At 73.5% G+C, this 3,714-nt stretch carries 2 protein-coding genes and 1 pseudogene; all 3 read left to right on the top strand.

The window, feature by feature from the left end; all coding sequences use genetic code 11:
- Positions 1-779, top strand: a pseudogene (locus IH13_RS0135195) (hypothetical protein); the annotation flags it as partial.
- Between the two features lie 391 nt (positions 780-1,170).
- On the top strand, positions 1,171-2,634 hold the full coding sequence (locus IH13_RS0135200; RefSeq protein WP_031091104.1) for a N,N-dimethylformamidase beta subunit family domain-containing protein: 1,464 nt from the start codon (positions 1,171-1,173) through the stop codon (positions 2,632-2,634).
- A gap of 104 nt (positions 2,635-2,738) precedes the next feature.
- Positions 2,739-3,668 carry a phosphoribosylaminoimidazolesuccinocarboxamide synthase gene (locus IH13_RS0135205; RefSeq protein WP_031091105.1) on the top strand — a complete coding sequence of 310 codons (930 nt, stop codon included), beginning with the start codon at positions 2,739-2,741 and terminating at the stop codon, positions 3,666-3,668.
- Positions 3,669-3,714: the final 46 nt, after the last annotated feature.

Below are 3,714 nucleotides of genomic sequence, written 5' to 3' on the forward strand. Positions count from 1 at the left end.
GCTTCACCTCCCGCCTCGGCGAGCGCCCCGCCTGCGACCTCATCGACGAGCCGGGTACGGCCGACGAGGCGGCCTCGCTGCTGGCCGCGCGGCTCTTCCACGGCGGGCCCGCGGAGAGCGGGCCCGGCTGGTCCCCCGTCGACTGGCAGCAGTACCCGCACGAGGTCGTCGACCGGAAGTGGCGCACCGAGGCGGCCCGCCTGCACCGCGTGCTCGACGCCATGGGGGTGGCCGCCAGCGTCTCCGTCGGGGCCCCCGGCACACCGATGGCGGCCGGCTTCGCCGGGCACACGCTGGCCCGTGTCATCGACCACCTCGCGCTTTCCGGGCAGAACGCCGAGGAACTCGCGCTGGGGCTCGGTGCCGCGGTCGCCCGTGACGAGGCCGCGGATGCCCGGCCCGGCAGCGAGGGCGGGTCCGGCTCCGGACCCGGACCCGGGCCCGGGCCCGGAGCCGAGGTCGGCACGACGGCCGCCGACCCGCTCGAACTCTGGGGCTCCGTGCCGCTGCCGCTCTTCCCGCTCCAGCCGCCCCGTACGGGCACGGAGCTGCTCGCCGACCACGTGGTGGCCATGGTCTGCTGCGCGGCCGTGGACACCGCGGGCGCGGCCCCGGGGCTCGACTGGCTCGACGGACCCGCGCTGCTGGTGGACGGCGGCCGCAGGTCGGACGTGGGCGGTCCCGTGCTCAGCCTGGTCGAGGACGGTGACGCGGAGCCGCTGCGGTCCTGGCTCTCGGCCGTCGGCGTACGGGCCGACAGGCCGGTCCGCCTCGTCTGAACGGTGCTTCCACGGACCGGTGAACGGTGCTTCCGCGTACCGGCCGGGCCAGGACGCCGGGGACCCCGGCCCGCAAAGAGCGCGAGGGCGGCGAGAGCCGGGAAGGGCCGGGGAGGGCCGGGGAGGGAGCGAGGGCGGCGAGGGCCGAGCCCGGGCGTGTCCCGCGCGGGGCACGGACCGGAGGGCGCGCCTTCCGCTCTTTCTGCACGGGCGTGCGTGCGTATAAGCCGCGAGATGTCATACATACGCCCCCAATACTCGGAAGAATCAGCTCCGCACGCGTCAATTCGCGACGAACGGTGACGGAGTGCATGCGTGATGTGATGTGCTGGAGTCGGGCGCCGGTCTCCGGCGCCACCAGAGTGGTCGGGGGACGAGGGAGGGGAGCGGCATGGGGGCTGAGCACATCCGGCGGTGGGAATCTGGTGCGCTGGCGCACGCCGTGAGCGACCCCTTCGGGCAGGGGCCACTGCCCTGGCTGCGCGGCAGCGAGAACTACTTCGACGACACCGGCCAGGTCGTCCCCTGGTACGCCGACCCCGACCTCGGCCGCGGCGGGAGCGGCGGCGGCACCCGCACCGCCGACGACGTGCACCAGCAGATCAAGGGGTTCGCCTCGCCGGGCGCCGCCGCCCCCGGTGAGGCCATCGACTTCCACATCACGGTGGACCCACCCCAGCAGTTCTCCGTGGACGTCTACCGCATCGGCCACTACGCGGGCGACGGCGCGTCCAAGATCACCACGAGCCCGCGCCTCCCCGGCATCGTCCAGCCGGCCCCGCTCACCGCCGAGCGGACCGTCTCCTGCCACCACTGGTGGCTCTCCTGGCGGCTGCAGATCCCCAGCTACTGGTCGGTCGGGGCGTACGTCGCGGTGCTCACCACCGCCGACGGGCACCGTTCGCACGTACCGTTCACGGTCCGCGACGACCATCCGGCGGATCTGCTGCTCCTGCTGCCGGACATCACCTGGCAGGCCTACAACCTCTACCCGGAGGACGGCCGTACCGGCGCCAGCCTCTACCACGCCTGGGACGAGCAGGGCAGGCTGCTGGGCGAGGAGGACGCCGCCGCCACCATCTCCTTCGACCGCCCCTACGCGGGTGCCGGGCTGCCCCTGCACGTGGGGCACGCCTACGACTTCATCCGCTGGGCCGAGCGGTACGGCTACGACCTCGCGTACGCCGACGCCCGCGATCTGCACGCCGGACGCGTCGACCCCGGCCGGTACCGCGGCCTGGTCTTCCCCGGCCACGACGAGTACTGGTCGGTGCCCATGCGCCGGACCGCCGAGCTGGCCCGGGACACCGGCACCTCGCTCGTCTTCCTGTCCGCCAACACCATGTACTGGCAGGTCGGCCTCGCGCCGTCCGCGTCCGGGGTGCCGGACCGGCTGCTGACCTGCCGCAAGCGCCGGGGGCCGGGCAAACCCGCGCTCTGGCGCGAGATGGACCGCCCCGAACAGCAACTGCTCGGCATCCAGTACGCGGGCCGGGTCCCCGACCCGCACCCCCTGGTCGTGCGGAACGCCGGGCACTGGCTGTGGGAGGCGACCGGGGCGGGCGAGGGCGACGAGATCGGCGGGCTGGTCGCGGGCGAGGCCGACCGGTACTTCCCGCGTACCACCCTGCCCGAGCACCAGAACCGCATGCTGCTGGCCCACTCCCCGTACCAGGACAGCGAGGGGGCGACCCGGCACCAGGAGACCTCGCTGTACCGGGCTCCCTCGGGGGCGCTCGTCTTCGCCTCGGGCACCTTCGCCTGGTCCCCGGCCCTGGACCGGCCCGGCCACGTCGATCCCCGTATCCAGCGTGCCACGGCGAATCTGCTCGACCGGATCTGCAAGCGCGACTGACCGCGTCCGGCGGCCCCGGTCCGCCGGACACCCCCTGGCGGCGCCCACCCCGTCCATGCGGGACAATCGGAACCGACTCCTGGATCAACCTACGCGGAGGCAGCGTGTCCGGTTTCGTAGAAAAGCCCGAGCCCGTACAGGTGCCGGGGCTCACCCATCTGCACACCGGCAAGGTGCGCGATCTGTACCGGAACGAGGCGGGCGACCTCGTCATGGTCGCCAGCGACCGTATCTCCGCGTACGACTGGGTCCTGCCCACCGAGATCCCCGACAAGGGGAGGGTGCTCACCCAGCTGTCGCTGTGGTGGTTCGACCAGCTCGCCGATCTCGTCCCCAACCACGTGCTCTCCACCGAGCTGCCCGCCGGGGCGCCCGAGGACTGGGCGGGGCGGACGATGATCTGCCGGTCGCTTCGGATGGTGCCCGTCGAGTGCGTGGCGCGCGGCTATCTGACCGGTTCCGGGCTGGCCGAGTACAACGCCTCGCAGACGGTCTGCGGGGTGGGACTGCCCGCCGGCCTGGTCGACGGGTCCGAGCTGCCGGGGCCGATCTTCACCCCGGCCACCAAGGCGGCCGTCGGTGACCACGACGAGAACGTGAGCTACGAGGAGGTCGCCCGCGAGGTCGGCGCCGAGACGGCGGCGGCGCTGCGCCAGACCACGCTGGCCGTCTACGGCCGGGCCCGTGACGTCGCCCGCGAGCGCGGCATCATCCTCGCCGACACCAAGTTCGAGTTCGGCTTCGCGCCGGCCGGGGACGGCGGCGAGGAACTGGTCATCGCCGACGAGGTGCTGACCCCGGACTCCTCGCGCTTCTGGCCCGCGGAGAGCTGGGAGCCGGGCAGGCCGCAGCCCTCGTACGACAAGCAGTTCGTGCGCGACTGGCTGACCTCGCCCGACTCCGGCTGGGACCGGCACGGCGAACAGCCGCCCCCGGCGCTGCCGCAGGAGATCGTGGACGCGACCCGGGCCAAGTACCTGGACGCCTACGAGCACCTCACGGGCCTCAACTGGTCGGAGGCCCCGCTGCGGTGACGGCGAAAGGCCCCGGTCGTGATGACCGGGGCCTTCCTGTGTGGAG

Source organism: Streptomyces sp. NRRL WC-3549 (assembly GCF_000721935.1).
Classification (GTDB): Bacteria; Actinomycetota; Actinomycetes; order Streptomycetales; family Streptomycetaceae; genus Streptomyces.